The following is a 14,719-nucleotide window of genomic DNA, read 5'->3' on the forward strand; positions in this document are numbered from 1 at the left end:
TCCGTGCCAACCACACGCCTCAGCACCGAACCCACCGCCGTCCTCGTCCTCGAGGACGGGCGACGATTCTCGGGTCAGGCCTACGGCGCGCGCGGCCGCACGCTCGGTGAGATCGTCTTCGCGACCGGCATGACCGGCTACCAGGAGACCCTCACCGACCCGTCCTACGCCGGGCAGATCGTCGTGCAGACCGCCCCGCACATCGGCAACACCGGGACCAACGACGAGGACAAGGAGTCGCGCCGCATCTGGGTCGCCGGCTACGTCGTCCGCGACCCCTCCCGCGTCGTCTCCAACTTCCGCGCGCAGCGCTCGCTCGACGACGACCTCGAGGCCGACGGCATCGTGGGCATCTCGGGCGTCGACACCCGCGCGATCACCCGCCACATCCGCTCGGCCGGCTCGATGCGCTCGGGCGTCTTCTCGGGGGAGGACCTCGCCCTCTCCGCCGACGAGCAGCTCGCGCTGGTGCTCGGCGGCGACCGGATGGAGGGCCTCAACCTCTCCTCCGCGGTCTCGACCGGCGAGCAGTACACCGTGCCCGCGCAGGGCGAGCGGGTCGGCTCCGTCGCGGTCATCGACCTCGGCGTCAAGACCTCGACCGTCCACTACCTCTCCGAGCGCGGCTTCGACGTGCATGTCCTGCCCGAGTCGGTGACGGCCGAGCAGGTGCTCGCGCTCGACCCCTCCGCGCTGTTCTTCTCGAACGGGCCGGGCGACCCGGAGGCGTCCGACCGCCACGTCGAGCTGCTGCGCACCACGCTGCGCGCCGACCTGCCGTTCTTCGGCATCTGCTTCGGCAACCAGCTGCTCGGCCGCGCGCTCGGCTTCGGCACCTACAAGCTGCCCTTCGGCCACCGCGGGATCAACCAGCCGGTGCTCGACAAGCTCACCGGCCGCGTCGAGATCACATCGCAGAACCACGGCTTCGCGGTCGACGCGCCGATCGAGGGCGAGCTCGACTCGCCAGAGGGCTTCGGCCGCGTCGAGGTCAGCCACTACAGCCTCAACGACTCGGTCGTCGAGGGCCTGCGCTGCCTCGACATCCCCGCCTTCTCGGTCCAGTACCACCCGGAGGCGGCGGCCGGCCCGCACGACTCCAACTACCTCTTCGACCGGTTCCGCGCCATGGTCGTGCAGCGCACGGCCGAGCAGGGCGGCGCCGAGCCCACCTCCACCGCTATCGACTCCGGAGACCAGAACTGATGCCCCGCAGAGAAGACATCAAGAGCGTCCTCGTGATCGGCTCCGGGCCGATCGTCATCGGCCAGGCCGTCGAGTTCGACTACTCGGGCACGCAGGCCTGCCGCGTGCTGCGCGAGGAGGGCGTGCGCGTCATCCTCGTCAACTCGAACCCGGCGACGATCATGACCGACCCCGACTTCGCCGACGCGACCTACGTCGAGCCGATCACGCCGAAGGCGATCGAGGCGATCATCGCCAAGGAGAAGCCGGACGCGATCCTGCCGACCCTCGGCGGCCAGACCGCGCTGAACGCCGCGATCCAGCTGCACGACCTCGGGATCCTCGAGAAGTACGACGTCGAGCTGATCGGCGCGAGCTTCGAGGCGATCAACCGCGGTGAGGACCGCCAGATCTTCAAGCAGCTCGTGCTCGACGCGGGCGCCGGCGTCGCCCGCTCGTACATCGCGCACACGGTGGAGGAGGCGGTGGAGTACGCCGAGGACCTCGGCTACCCGCTCGTCATCCGTCCGTCCTTCACGATGGGCGGCCTCGGCTCCGGCTTCGCGTACACCCGCGACGAGCTCGTGCGGATGGTCGGCGACGGCCTGCACCAGAGCCCGACCACCGAGGTGCTCCTCGAGGAGTCGATCCTCGGCTGGAAGGAGTACGAGCTCGAGCTGATGCGCGACACCGCCGACAACGTGGTCGTGGTCTGCTCGATCGAGAACGTCGACCCGGTGGGCGTCCACACGGGCGACTCGATCACCGTCGCTCCGGCGCTGACGCTCACCGACCGCGAGTACCAGAAGATGCGCGACATCGGCATCCGCATCATCCGCGATGTGGGCGTGGACACCGGCGGCTGCAACATCCAGTTCGCGGTCGACCCGGCCGACGGCCGCATCATCGTCATCGAGATGAACCCGCGCGTCTCGCGCTCGTCGGCGCTGGCGTCGAAGGCCACCGGCTTCCCGATCGCCAAGATCGCCGCGAAGCTCGCCATCGGCTACCGGCTCGACGAGATCCCCAACGACATCACCAAGGTGACGCCCGCGAGCTTCGAGCCGACGTTGGACTACGTGGTCGTCAAGGTGCCCCGCTTCGCCTTCGAGAAGTTCCCGGCCGCGGATCCGACGCTCACCACCACCATGAAGTCGGTCGGCGAGGCGATGGCGATCGGCCGCAACTACGCGCAGGCGCTGCAGAAGGCGCTCCGCTCGCTCGAGAAGCGCGGCTCCTCGTTCCACTGGGGCGCCGAGACGCGCTCGGTCGACGAGCTGCTCGAGATCGCGAAGACCCCGACGGACGGCCGCATCGTGACCGTGCAGCAGGCGCTGCGCCTCGGCGCGAGCGTCGAGCAGGCGTTCGAGGCGACCAAGATCGACCCGTGGTTCCTCGACCAGATCGTGCTGATAAACGAGATCGCCGAGCTCGTCCGCGAGCACCCGTCGCTCGACGCGGGCGTGCTGCGGCTCGCGAAGGACCACGGCTTCTCGGACGTGCAGATCGCTCAGCTGCGCGGGCTCGACGAGGCCGAGGTGCGCCGCACCCGCTACGACCTCGACGTGCGCCCGGTCTACAAGACCGTCGACACCTGCGCGGGCGAGTTCCCGGCGCTCACGCCGTACCACTACTCCTCGTACGACGAGGAGACGGAGGTCATCGCGGCCGACCGCCGCAAGGTCGTCATCCTGGGCTCGGGCCCCAACCGCATCGGGCAGGGAGTCGAGTTCGACTACTCCTGCGTGCACGCGTCGTTCGCGCTCTCGGCCGCGGGCTACGAGACGATCATGATCAACTGCAACCCCGAGACGGTGTCGACCGACTACGACACCTCCGACCGCCTCTACTTCGAGCCGCTGACCCTCGAGGACGTGCTCGAGGTCATCCACGCCGAGTCGCAGTCGGGCGAGCTCGTCGGTGTCGTCGTGCAGCTGGGCGGCCAGACCGCCCTCGGCCTCGCCTCCGGTCTCGAGGCGGCCGGCGTCCCGATCCTGGGCACCACTCCCGCGGCGATCGATCTCGCGGAGGAGCGCGGCGCGTTCTCGCGGATCCTCGACGAGGCGGGGCTGCTCGCTCCCAAGAACGGCACCGCGACCGATCTGGCCGGCGCCCTCGAGGTCGCCGCCGGCATCGGCTTCCCCGTGCTCGTGCGCCCCTCGTTCGTCCTCGGCGGACGCGGCATGGAGATCGTCTACGGCACCGACCAGCTCGAGGACTACTTCGACCGCATGGCCGACCAGGGCATCATCGACGCCACTCACCCGCTGCTGGTCGACCGCTTCCTCGACGACGCGATCGAGATCGACGTCGACGCGCTCTACGACGGCGAGCAGCTCTACATCGGCGGCGTGATGGAGCACATCGAGGAGGCCGGCATCCACTCCGGCGACTCGGCCTGCACCCTGCCGCCCGTGACGCTCGGCCGGACGCAGATCGACCGCGTCCGCGACGCGACGCTCGCCATCGCGCAGGGAGTGGGCGTCCGCGGTCTGCTCAACGTGCAGTTCGCGATCGGCCAGGGCGTGCTCTACGTCCTCGAGGCGAACCCGCGCGCGTCGCGCACCGTCCCGTTCGTGTCGAAGGCGCTCGGCATCCCGCTCGCGAAGGCCGCCTCGCGCCTGATGGTCGGCGAGACGATCGCCGAGCTCAAGGCCGAGGGCCTGCTGCCCGAGCGCGACGGCTCCGACGTGCCGATGGACTCGCCGATCGCCGTGAAGGAGGCGGTCCTGCCGTTCAAGCGCTTCCGCACCAAGGACGGCCAGATCGTCGACTCGCTGCTCGGCCCCGAGATGCGCTCGACCGGTGAGGTCATGGGCATCGACCGCGACTTCCCGCGGGCGTTCGCGAAGAGCCAGGACGCGGCCTACGGCGGCATGCCCGCGAGCGGCACCGTGTTCATCTCGGTCGCCGACCGCGACAAGCGCGCGATCGTGCTGCCCGCGCTCCGGCTCCGCCAGCTCGGCTTCGAGATCCTGGCGACCGAGGGCACCGCGGAGGTGCTCAACCGCAACGGCATCCAGGCGCGCGTGGTGCGCAAGTACAGCGAGGAGGCGGTCGACGACGCTCCCTCGATCGTCGAGCTCGTGAGCCGCGACGAGGTCGACGTCGTGATCAACACGCCGAGCGGAGGCGCCTCCCGCGCCGACGGCTACGAGATCCGCGCCGCCGCGGTCGCCGCCGACAAGCCGCTGTTCACCACGATCGCCCAGCTGGCGGCCGCGGTGGCCTCGCTCGACGCGGCCGCCGAGCCGTTCGAGGTGACGAGCCTGCAGGACTACGCGCTGCGCCGGGCGGAGCGCACGGCGTGACCTCGTTCGGCGCGCGGCTCGAGCAGGCCTTCGACGCGCACGGGCAGCTCTGCGTGGGGATCGACCCGCACGCGTTCCTGCTCGACGCGTGGGGACTCTCGGACGACGCGGCCGGACTCGAGTCGTTCGGCCGCGCCGTCGTCGAGGCGGCGGCCGGCCGGGCGGGGATCGTCAAGCCGCAGGCGGCGTTCTTCGAGCGCCACGGCGCGGCCGGCTACCTCGCCCTCGAGCGCGTGCTCGCCGACGCGCGGGCGGCCGGCCTCGTGGTGATCGCCGACGTCAAGCGCGGCGACATCGGCACGAGCGTCACCGCGTACGCCGAGGCGTGGCTCCGGCCGGGATCGCCGCTCGAGGCCGACGCCATGACGGCCTCGGCGTACCAGGGGGTCGGCTCGCTCGACGGCATGCTCGCTCTCGCCGAGGAGGCCGGCAAGGGCGTGTTCGTCCTCGCCGCGACCTCCAACGCGGAGGCGGCGCCGCTCCAGCGCGCGATCCTCCAGCACGGCCCGCGGGCCGGATCGAGCGTGGCCAGCGCCGTGCTGGCCGACGTGGCATCCTGGAACGAGGGACACGCGCACTCGTCGATCGGCTCGATCGGCGTCGTGCTCGGCGCCACCGTCGCCCTCGGCGACTACGGCATCGACACGGCCTCGCTCCTGCGGCCCGCACTCCCGGTGCTGGCGCCCGGCTTCGGCCACCAGGGTGCGACGGTCGCGGACGCGTCGCGGCTGTTCGGCGAGCTGGCCGCGGCGACGATCGTGAGCGAGTCGCGCAGTGTCCTCGGCGCGGGCCCCCAGGGGATCGCCGCCGAGATCGACCGACGCGCCACACACATCCAGGAGACCCTTGTCCGCTGAAACCGTCAGCCCCCAGAGCGTCGAGGCCCAGAGCGTCGAGGCGGTCGTCTCCGCGCCGGCCTCCCGTCGACCGTCCCCGCCCGAGGTCGACCGCCGGGCCGCGTCCGTCGCGGCGATCGCCGCCCGCCGTGCCCGCGCCGAGGTGAAGAAGGACGTCGCCTCGGGCGCGCGAGCCGCGACGGCCGTCCTCGCGGCGGCCCAGGCCGATCCGACCGGAGTCGAGGGGCGGATGCGCGTCAGCGAGCTGCTGCGCTCCGTCCCGGCGCTCGGTGTCGTCAAGACGCCGCGGGTGATGGAGCAGCTGCAGATCGCGCCGTCCAAGCGGCTCGGCGGCCTCGGCCGTCGCCAGGTCGAGGGCCTGCACGGGTTCCTGGAGCAGCGGGAGTCGCGCCAGCGCCGCGCCGAGCGCAACCGCCTCGTCGTGCTCGCCGGCCCGACCGCGGTCGGCAAGGGCACCGTCTCGACCTACATCCGCGAGAACTACCCCGACGTGCTGCTCTCCGTGTCGGCCACGACCCGGTCGCCGCGTCCGGGCGAGATCGACGGGGTCAGCTACTACTTCGTCGACGACGCGGCGTTCGACCGCATGGTCGAGGCGGGGGAGTTCCTCGAGTACGCCACCGTGCACAACGCCTACCGCTACGGCACGCCGCGCGGTCCGATCGACGCCGCCCTCGCGCAGGGGCGCCAGGTGATGCTCGAGATCGACATCCAGGGCGCGCGCCAGGTGCGCGAGCGGATGCCCGACGCCCGGCTCGTCTTCCTCCTGCCGCCCAGCTGGGACGAACTCGTGCGCCGGCTCGTCGGCCGGGGCACCGAGAGCCCGGAGGAGCAGGAGCGCCGACTCGCCACCGCCCGCGTCGAGCTCGCGGCGCAGGACGAGTTCGATTTCGCCGTCGTGAACAGCACCGTGCCCGAAGCGGCCCGCGAGGTCGTAGAATTGATGTCGCCTCGTGCCGACGGCGCGCCCGCCGACGCGGGACGCTGAGACCCGGGCCACCGACCACCTCCGGGCCGACGCCCCGGCCGCCGCAGGGTTCACGCCCGGGTCGCCGCGCGTCGTGCCGCTCCGGAGCCGCAGATCGGCGCTGATGCGCCACCAGCGCTCACGCGCCACACAAGGAGACACCATGGCCAACAACCTCGGCATCATCGACCCGCCCATCGACGAGCTGCTCTCGAAGGTCGACTCGAAGTACGCGCTCGTCATCTTCGCCTCCAAGCGCGCGCGCCAGATCAACGACTACTACGCCGACCTCCACGAGGGCAGCCTGTTCGACAACGTCGGCCCGCTGGTCGACTCGACCATCGACGACAAGCCGCTCTCGGTCGCGCTGCACGAGATCAACGAGGACAAGCTCGTCGCGACCCCGCTGGCCGAGTAGCACGGCCGGGTGCGCACCTCGCGGAAGGACGTGCGGCGGCTGAACGTCGTCGTCGGCATCACCGGCGGCATCGCCGCGTACAAGGCCGTCGGAGTCGTGCGCTCCCTGGTCCTCGAGGGTCACGACGTCCACGTCGTGGCCACCGAGGCCGCCCTGCGCTTCGTGGGCAAGCCGACCCTCGAGGCGATCTCCCGCAACGCGGTGCACACCGAGCTCTACGAGGGCGTCGCCGAGGTCCGCCACGTGGCCATCGGCCAGGCGGCCGACCTCATCGTGATCGCCCCGGCGACCGCGCACACCCTGGCGAAGCTCGCGACCGGCCTCGCCGACGACCTCCTCGGCAACACGGTGCTCGCCTCGACCGCCCCGCTCGTCGTCGCCCCGGCGATGCACACCGAGATGTGGGCGAACCCGGCCACCGTCGCCAATGTGGCGACCCTCCGCTCGCGGGGAGTGCACGTCGTCGGCCCCGCGGTGGGTCAGCTCACCGGCGCCGACTCGGGGGCCGGCCGCATGGAGGAGCCCGCGACCATCGTCGCCGAGGCCCTCGCGGTGCACGCCCGCTCCACGGCCACCCGCCGCGACCTCGAGGGCCTGCGTGTCCTCGTCACCGCCGGCGGCACCCGCGAGCCGCTCGACCCGGTCCGCTTCGTCGGCAACCGCTCCAGCGGCCGGCAGGGCGTGGCCCTCGCCCTCGCGGCCGCGAACCGCGGCGCGCAGGTGAGCGTCATCGCCGCGAACCTCGACATCGACGCGCCCCGCGGGGTCGAGGTGACCACGGTCGGCACGGCTCTCGAGCTGCGGGAGGCGGTCGTCGCCGCCGCGGAGGACGCCGACATCGTCATCATGGCGGCCGCGGTCGCCGACTACCGGCCCGCGAGCGTCGCCGAGGCGAAGATCAAGAAGGAGCAGCAGGGCGACCGGCTGGTCCTCGAGCTGGTCAAGAACCCCGACATCCTGGCCGAGATCTCGGCCGCGAGGACCGAGGGACAGCTCATCGTCGGCTTCGCCGCCGAGACCGAGCCCGACCGCGAGGCGATGCTCGAGCTCGGGCGGGCCAAGATCGCCCGCAAGGGCTGCGATCTGCTCGTCCTCAACAGGGTGGGCTGGGCCGAGGGTTTCCAGAGCGACAGCAACACGGTCGTGGTCCTCGATCGGGCCGGAGATATAGTGATCGAGGCTTCCGGCACCAAGTCGTCGGTCGCCGATCGCGTCCTCGACGTGGTCGCGCGCTGACCGACGCCCCGCCCGCTCGACGGGTCGGTGCAGCCGCGCATCGTCGGCTCATCCCGCCCGACCGCTCGCGCACCCCGGCGCGGGACGACACCGCTCCGGCGCGGCGACGCGGGGAGACCCGGCCCGACGAGAAGACCCGGCACGACACGATCCGGTACGAAGAGAGACGCCAGCCATGACCTCCGGTCCCCTCCGCCTGTTCACCTCCGAGTCCGTGACCGAGGGCCACCCCGACAAGATCTGCGATCAGATCTCGGACCGGATCCTCGACGCGCTGCTCCGGGAGGACCCGCACAGCCGGGTCGCCGTCGAGACGCTCGTGACCACCGGTCTCGTCCACGTCGCCGGCGAGGTCTCCACCTCCGGCTACGTCGAGATCCCGGCGATCGTCCGCGACACGATCGTCGAGATCGGCTACGACTCCTCCGAGAAGGGCTTCGACGGCCGCTCGTGCGGTGTCTCGGTCTCGATCGGCCAGCAGTCTCCGCAGATCGCCGCCGGCGTCGACACCGCGCTCGAGGTCCGCACCGACAGCGCCGACGACGACGCGTTCGACCGCCAGGGCGCCGGCGACCAGGGCCTGATGTTCGGCTTCGCGACCGACGAGACCCCCGAGTACATGCCGCTGCCCAGCTGGCTCTCGCACCGCCTGGCCGAGCGCCTCGCCGCCGTCCGCAAGTCGGGCGAGCTCGACTACCTCCGGCCCGACGGCAAGACCCAGGTCACCGTCGGCTACGAGGGCACGACGCCCCGGTCGATCGACACCGTCGTGCTCTCGACCCAGCACGCCGAGCACGTGAGCACCGAGCAGATCCACGCCGACATCGAGGCGCACGTCATCCGCCCCGTCCTCGAGACCGTCGAGCTCGACTCCTCCGCGGTGCGCCTGCTCATCAACCCGACCGGCCGCTTCGAGATCGGCGGGCCCCAGGGCGACGCGGGCCTCACCGGTCGCAAGATCATCGTCGACACCTACGGTGGCGCGTCCCGCCACGGCGGAGGCGCGTTCTCGGGCAAGGACCCGTCGAAGGTGGACCGCTCGGCCGCCTACGCGATGCGCTGGGTGGCGAAGAACGCGGTCGCCGCGGGCCTCGCCTCGCGGATGGAGGTGCAGGTCGCCTACGCGATCGGCAAGGCCGCTCCCGTCGGCCTCTACGTCGAGACCTTCGGCACCGGGACGCTGCCGGACGAGCTGATCACGGAGGCGATCCGCTCGGTCTTCGATCTGCGGCCCGCCGCGATCATCCACGCGCTCGACCTCCTCCGCCCGATCTACTCCCAGACCTCGGTCTACGGCCACTTCGGCCGCGAGCTGCCCGACTTCACCTGGGAGCGACTGGACCGCGTCGACGACCTCCGCTCCGCCGCGGGTCTGTCGTAGCGAGCGCCGGGATGGCGGGCGCCGATCCTGCGGGGGCCGCGCCCGTCGCGCGGGTCCTCCTCGACTCCCCACTGCCGCAGCTCGACCGGCTGCTCGACTACGCGATCCCCGAGGCGATGCGCGCCGAGGTGCGGCCGGGCGTGCGCGTGCGCGTCCCGCTGCGGACGGGCGGGCGGATCGCCGACGCCTTCGTCGTCGAGGTGGGCGAGGGCTCCGAGCACGCCGGCGCGCTGAGCGCGATCGAGGAGCTCGTCTCGCCGCTGCCCGTGCTGACGCCCGAGGTCTGGGCGCTGGCGCGGCGGGTGGCCGACCGCGCCTCCGGCGGGGCGAGCGATGTGCTGCGGCTCGCCGTGCCGCGCCGGCACGTGCGGGTCGAGCGCGCGTTCCTCGCCGACGAGCAACCGAGCGCACCGGTGCCGATCGAGGCGCGCGGGGTCTCCGGCTACCCGGCCGACTCCTTCGCGTCGCTCGGCGGCGGCGGGCGGCTCGCGGTCGGCGCCGTGCCGACCCCGGTGCGGCTCGACTCCGGCGCGTGGGTCGGCGGCTGGGCCCTCACCCTCGCCGAGCTCGCCCGCGACACGCTCGCGGGAGGCCGCGACGCGATCCTCGCCGTCCCGGACTACCGCGACCAGGAGCAGCTCGAGCTCGCCCTCGCCGAGACGGTGCCGGCCGAGTCGGTGGTGCGCCTCGACGCCCGGCAGAAGGGCGCCGGGCGCTACGCCGCGTTCCTCGGCTGCCTGCGGCCCGGCCCCCGGGTGGTCGTCGGCAACCGCTCCGTCGTGTACGCGCCCTCCTCCGCCCTCGGGCTGATCGCGCTCTGGGACGACGGCGATCCGCTGTTCGCCGAGCCGCTGGCTCCCTACGCGCACGCCCGCGACGTCGCACTGGTGCGCCAGGAGCAGAGCGGAGCCGGGTTGGTGCTGCTCGGCAACACCCGGACCGTCGACGTGGAGCGGCTCGTCGAGATCGGTTTCGCCGCCGAGGTCGCGCCCCGGCCCTCGAAGCGACCGCACGTCGTCCCCACCGCTCAGCAGCCGTCGGCCGACGAGCACGACGCCGCGGCGCGCATCCCGTCGTCGGCGTGGCGCCAGGCCCGGATCGGGCTCGACAGCGGCCCGGTGCTGGTCCAGGTCGGGCGGCCCGGCTACGCGCCGGTCGTGGCGTGCGCCCGCTGCCGCACGGTGGCGCGCTGCAACCGCTGCCAGGGCCCGCTCGCCGTGCACTCCGCGGGCGCCCGGCCGAGCTGCGGCTGGTGCGGGCTGATCGCGGCGGAGTGGACCTGCTCGGTCTGCGAGGCCACGTCGCTGCGGCTGGTGACCCTCGGCGCCGGGCGCACCGCGGAGGAGCTCGGCCGCGCCTTCCCCGGGGCGAAGGTGGTCGTGGCCGACGGTCAGCGGCCGGTGCTGACCCTCCCCGACGAACCCGCGCTCGTCGTCGCCACCCGCGGGGCGGAGCCGCGGGTCGACGGCGGCTACCACGCCGTGCTCCTGCTCGACGGCGAGCGGATGCTCGCGCGCGAGAGCCTGCGCGTCGCCGACGACGCCCTGCGCACGTGGTCGAACGCCGCCGCACTCGCGCGCCCCGGAGCCCCGGTGCTCCTGGTCGGCGTCGGCGGCCGCCTCGCGACCGCCCTCGCGACCTGGCGGCAGGCCGAGTACCTCCGCGGCGAGCTGGTCGAGCGCCGGTCGCTGCGCTTCCCGCCCGCGGTGCGGCTCGCGACGGTCAGCGGCGACGCCCACGCGGTCGAGGAGGCGCTCGAGACGCTCGACGAGTCCGATCGCCACGAGGTGCTCGGCCCGGTGGGCCTCGAGGACGGCTCCGTCCGGGCCATCGTGCGCTTCGACTACGCTCGCGGAGCAGAGGTGGCCGCCCGCCTGCGGGCCGCGGTCATCCGCAACGCCACCCGTCGCCGCCGCCCGCCGACCACACCGGGCCGCTTCCGCCCGGCCCCGAAGCTCCGCGTGCGCCTCGACGACCCCGACATCCTCTGATCCCTGGAGCCCCCCGTGCGCCTCGTCTTCGCCGGCACGCCGGCCGCCGCCGTCCCGACTCTGCGCGCCCTCGCCGACTCCGAGCACGAGGTCGTCGCGGTCGTCACGCGCGAGGACGCCCCCGTCGGCCGCAAGCGCGTGCTCACGCCCTCGCCGGTCGCGACCACCGCCGTCGAGCTGGGCCTCCCGGTGATCCGGGCGAACCGGCTCGACGAGGCGGTCACCGACCGGGTCGCGGCCCTCGAGCCCGACCTCGGCGTCATCGTCGCGTACGGCGGACTCGTGAGGGAGCGCCTCCTCGCCGTGCCGCGGCTCGGCTGGATCAACCTGCACTTCTCGCTCCTGCCGCGCTGGCGGGGTGCGGCACCGGTGCAGCGCGCGCTGATGGCGGGGGAGTCGCCCATCGGGGCGAGCGTGTTCCAGCTGGTGGCCGAGCTCGACGCGGGCGACGTCTACGCCGAGGTCCCGGAGGAGGTGGGGGAGCGCTCGGCGGGCGAGCTGCTCGAGGCGCTGGCCGCCTCCGGCGCCGCCCTGACCCTCTCGGTCGTCGACTCCCTCGACGCCGGGACGGCCGTCGCCGTTCCGCAGACGGGCGAGGTCACGCTCGCGCCCAAGCTCGACGTCTCGGACGGTCGCCTCGACTGGAGCGCACCGTCGGCGCGGATCCTCGCGCTCGTGCGCGGAGTGACACCGGAGCCCGGAGCCTCCACCGCGGTCGGCGAGGCGCGGCTGAAGGTCCTCGCGCTGCGGACGGCCGGCGAGGCGCCGTCCCTCGCTCCGGGCGAGGTGCGGCTCGACGCGGGCCGGGCGCTGGTGGGCACCGGCGACGGAGCCGTCGAGCTCGTGAGCGTCCAGCCCGCGGGCAAGAACCCGATGCCCGGCGCCGCCTGGGCGAGGGGCCTGCGCGAGAGCACGGTGCTCGCGTGAGCGCCGTGGCGGCCGCCCGGCAGGTCGCGTACGACGTCCTCCGCGCGGTGAGCGGCTCCGACGCCTACGCGAACCTGGTGCTCCCTGCGCGGATCCGCGCGGCGGGCCTCTCTCCCGCCGACGCCGGTCTCGCGACCGAGCTCTGCTACGGCACGCTGCGCCTCTCCGGCTACTACGACCGCGTCATCGCCCTCGCCGCCGGCCGCGCCGTGGACGCGATCGACGCGCCCGTGCTCGACGCCCTGCGCCTGGGCGTGCACCAGCTGCTCGGGACCCGCGTCGCCCCGCACGCCGCCGTCAACGAGAGCGTCGCGCTCGTCGCGGCCGACTCGTCCCGGGGCGCGGTCGCCTTCGCCAACGCCGTGCTGCGCACGGTGTCCCGCTCGAGCGCCGAGGAGTGGCGCGAGCGGGTCTCGACCGCGGCCTCCTCCGGAGACGACCGCCTCGCCGCGCTCAGCTCGCACCCCGTCTGGATCGTGAAGGCGCTGCGCCGGGCCCTCGCCGCGGAGGGCGCGGCCGACGAGCTCGACGCGCTGCTCGCCGCCGACAACGCCGCCCCGCGGGTGAACCTGGTGGCACTGCCCGGCCTCGCCGGGGCGGCCGAGATGCCCGACGCCGAGGGCGATCGCTACTCGCCCGTGGGGCTCGTGAGCACCGGTGGCGATCCGGAGGCGTTCCCCGCGGTCCACGAGGGCCGCGTCCGGGTGCAGGACGAGGGGTCGCAGCTGGCGGCCCTCGCCCTGTCGCGGGCGCGCCCGGTCGTCCCCGGCGAGCGCTGGCTCGACCTCTGCGCGGGGCCCGGCGGCAAGGCGGCCCTCCTCGCCGCGGAGGCGCGAGGCGGGGGAGCGATGCTCCTCGCGAACGAGGTGGTGCCGGGGCGCGCCGGTCTGGTGCGCCAGGCGCTGGCGGCCGTCGATCCGTCGGTCGAGGTGCGCGTGGGCGACGGCCGCGAGATCGGGCGCGAGCACCCCGGTGCGTTCGACCGCATCCTCCTCGACGCCCCGTGCACCGGGCTCGGCGCGCTGCGGCGCCGCCCGGAGGCGCGCTGGCGGAAGTCGGCCGACGACGTCGCGCAGCTGGCCGCGCTGCAGGGCGAGCTGCTCGACGCCGCGCTCGAGGCGCTGGCGCCCGGCGGGCTGCTCGCGTACGTCACCTGCTCGCCGCACCTCGGCGAGACGCGGCGCGTCCTCGCGCTGGCCGAGGAGCGCCACCCGGGCGCGCTCGAGCCGCTCGACACCCCCGCGGTCCTGCGCACGATCACCCGCGAGCCGCTCCCGCTCGGCGGCGACGGGTCGCACGTGCAGCTCTGGCCGCACCGTCACGGCACCGACGCGATGTTCATCCAGCTCCTGCGCCGCACCTGACCCGCGGAGGTTCAGCCGGGGTGAGGACCCGGGGTCCCCGCCTAGGCTGGGAGGCATGCCCGCACGGATCAACCCCAGCATCCTGTCCGCCGACTTCGTCAACTTCGAGGCCGAGCTCCAGCGGATCGCGACGGCCGATCTCGTGCACGTCGACGTGATGGACAACCACTTCGTGCCCAACCTCACCTTCGGGCTGCCGATGGTGCAGCGCCTCCAGGAGGTGTCGCCGCGCCCGCTCGACGTGCACCTGATGATCGACGACCCCGACCGCTGGGCGCCGGGCTACGCCGAGACGGGCGCGTACTCCGTCACCTTCCACGCCGAGGCCGCGCGCGACGCGGTCGCCCTGGCGCGCCGCCTCCGCGAGATCGGCGCGCGCGCGGGCATCGCCCTCAAGCCCAGCACCCCGGTCGACGAGTACCTCGACCTGCTGCCCGAGTTCGACCAGGTGCTCGTGATGACCGTCGAACCCGGCTTCGGCGGCCAGTCGTTCATGGCGGAGACGATGCCCAAGCTGCATGCGCTCCGCTCGGTGGTCGACCGCACGGGTCTCGACGTCTGGCTGCAGGTCGACGGCGGCATCGCCCCCGGGACGATCGAGATCGCCGCCGAGGCGGGCGCCGACACCTTCGTCGCCGGCTCCGCCGTGTTCGGCGCCGACGACCCGGAGGCGGCCATCGCCGCCCTCCGCGACACCGCGACGGCGCACCTGCACCGGCACTGACCGTCCGCCCCGGGCCGCCGTCCGCGGCGTATAGACTTCCCCGGTGAAAACTTTCGACGACCTCTTCGCTGAGCTGGGCGAGAAGGCCGCCGCGCGCCCCGAGGGCTCGGGCACCGTCCGCGAGCTCGACGCCGGAGTGCACTTCATCGGCAAGAAGATCGTCGAGGAGGCCGCCGAGGTCTGGATGGCCGCCGAGTACGAGGGCGACGAGCGCACGGCCGAGGAGATCTCGCAGCTGCTCTACCACCTCCAGGTGCTGATGCTGGCGAAGGGCCTGTCGACCGCCGACGTCTACCGGCATCTGTGAGCCCGCTGCCCGCGGTCCGTCGTCGCTCAGCGCCGTCGCGTCCGCACGCAC

The 14,719-nt window shown here is 73.5% G+C and carries 12 protein-coding genes; all 12 read left to right on the forward strand.

From position 1 onward, the window contains the following. The first annotated feature begins 3 nt into the window (after positions 1-3). The 12 genes from carA to GSU68_RS08270 all read left to right on the forward strand — a co-directional run bounded on the left by carA (position 4) and on the right by GSU68_RS08270 (position 14,668). Entirely contained in the window at positions 4-1,206 is a 1,203-nt protein-coding gene (gene carA / locus GSU68_RS08215) for a glutamine-hydrolyzing carbamoyl-phosphate synthase small subunit (protein WP_159907163.1), read from the forward strand. Continuing rightward, entirely contained in the window at positions 1,206-4,496 is a 3,291-nt protein-coding gene (gene carB, locus GSU68_RS08220) for a carbamoyl-phosphate synthase large subunit (protein ID WP_159907165.1), read from the forward strand. Before carA ends, carB begins: the two co-directional genes overlap by 1 nt. After that, positions 4,493-5,353 (forward strand): orotidine-5'-phosphate decarboxylase, encoded by an 861-nt coding sequence (pyrF, locus tag GSU68_RS08225; protein ID WP_159907167.1) that lies wholly within the window; start codon positions 4,493-4,495, stop codon positions 5,351-5,353. The genes carB and pyrF overlap by 4 nt, the downstream gene beginning before the upstream one ends. Next, positions 5,343-6,341 carry a guanylate kinase gene (gene gmk / locus GSU68_RS08230; protein ID WP_279631063.1) on the forward strand — a complete coding sequence of 333 codons (999 nt, stop codon included), beginning with the start codon at positions 5,343-5,345 and terminating at the stop codon, positions 6,339-6,341. The genes pyrF and gmk overlap by 11 nt, the downstream gene beginning before the upstream one ends. Before the next feature lie 142 nt (positions 6,342-6,483). Further along, positions 6,484-6,738, forward strand: a complete 255-nt coding sequence (gene rpoZ, locus GSU68_RS08235) for a DNA-directed RNA polymerase subunit omega (protein WP_056042902.1) — start codon at positions 6,484-6,486, stop codon at positions 6,736-6,738. 39 nt (positions 6,739-6,777) lie between these two features. Then, complete coding sequence (gene coaBC / locus GSU68_RS08240; protein ID WP_159910200.1) at positions 6,778-7,974, forward strand: bifunctional phosphopantothenoylcysteine decarboxylase/phosphopantothenate--cysteine ligase CoaBC; 1,197 nt, start codon at positions 6,778-6,780, stop codon at positions 7,972-7,974. 175 nt (positions 7,975-8,149) lie between these two features. Beyond that, positions 8,150-9,355: a methionine adenosyltransferase gene (gene metK / locus GSU68_RS08245; RefSeq protein ID WP_159907169.1), complete on the forward strand. Its 1,206-nt coding sequence runs from the start codon at positions 8,150-8,152 to the stop codon at positions 9,353-9,355. Positions 9,356-9,366: 11 nt separating this feature from the next. Next, a complete protein-coding gene (locus GSU68_RS08250; protein ID WP_159907171.1) occupies positions 9,367-11,346 on the forward strand; it encodes a primosomal protein N' in 1,980 nt (659 codons plus the stop codon). 15 nt (positions 11,347-11,361) lie between these two features. Continuing rightward, positions 11,362-12,273 (forward strand): methionyl-tRNA formyltransferase, encoded by a 912-nt coding sequence (locus GSU68_RS08255; RefSeq protein ID WP_159907173.1) that lies wholly within the window; start codon positions 11,362-11,364, stop codon positions 12,271-12,273. Continuing rightward, a complete protein-coding gene (locus GSU68_RS08260) occupies positions 12,270-13,637 on the forward strand; it encodes a transcription antitermination factor NusB (protein ID WP_159907175.1) in 1,368 nt (455 codons plus the stop codon). The genes GSU68_RS08255 and GSU68_RS08260 overlap by 4 nt, the downstream gene beginning before the upstream one ends. A gap of 55 nt (positions 13,638-13,692) precedes the next feature. Then, on the forward strand, positions 13,693-14,361 hold the full coding sequence (rpe, locus tag GSU68_RS08265; protein ID WP_159907177.1) for a ribulose-phosphate 3-epimerase: 669 nt from the start codon (positions 13,693-13,695) through the stop codon (positions 14,359-14,361). A gap of 43 nt (positions 14,362-14,404) precedes the next feature. Then, positions 14,405-14,668: a phosphoribosyl-ATP diphosphatase gene (locus tag GSU68_RS08270; protein WP_056042887.1), complete on the forward strand. Its 264-nt coding sequence runs from the start codon at positions 14,405-14,407 to the stop codon at positions 14,666-14,668. Positions 14,669-14,719 lie beyond the last annotated feature (51 nt).

Origin of the sequence: Rathayibacter sp. VKM Ac-2759, assembly GCF_009834225.1 — a bacterium.
GTDB lineage: Bacteria > Actinomycetota > Actinomycetes > Actinomycetales > Microbacteriaceae > Rathayibacter.